Origin of the sequence: Aquibium sp. ELW1220, assembly GCF_030398385.1 — a bacterium.
Classification (GTDB): domain Bacteria; phylum Pseudomonadota; class Alphaproteobacteria; order Rhizobiales; family Rhizobiaceae; genus Aquibium.
The window spans coordinates 1-510 of sequence record NZ_JAOAOQ010000131.1 but is presented as its reverse complement, the minus strand read 5'-3'; the positions used below and the strand labels follow the sequence as shown (position 1 = coordinate 510).

At 68.4% G+C, this 510-nt stretch carries 1 protein-coding gene; it reads left to right on the top strand.

The window, feature by feature from the left end; all coding sequences use genetic code 11:
* The coding region (locus N1F91_RS31050) for an IS1380 family transposase (protein ID WP_289997776.1) at positions 1–510 on the top strand (510 nt) is incomplete at both ends.

Here is a 510-nt window from a genome sequence, read left to right as displayed (position 1 = left end):
TCGACCGCCTTCGCAACGATCCGGCCTTCAAGCTCGCCTGCGGGCGGCTGCCCGACAGCGGTCAGGATCTGTGCTCGCAGCCGACCTGCTCGCGTCTGGAGAACCTGCCCGACCTCAGGACCGTCATCCGTCTCGGCCGCGTTCTGGTCGACCTGTGGCTGTCGAGCTACCCCGCGCCGCCGAAAAGCGTCACCCTCGACATCGACGACACGCTCGACGTCGTCCACGGCCATCAGCAGCTCTCGCTCTTCAACGGCCACCACGACGAGCGCTGCTTCCTGCCGATCCACATCTACGACGCCGACACCGGCCGCCCGGTCGCCATGATCCTGCGCCCCGGCAAGACCCCGACGGGCACGGAGATCCGCGGCCATCTGCGCCGGCTCATGAGGCGCATCCGCGCCCGCTGGCCGGACACCCGCATCCTGGTGCGCGGCGACAGCCATTATGGCAGGGCAGAGGTCATGGCCTGGTGCGAGGACAACGCGATCGACTACGTCTTCGGCCTTG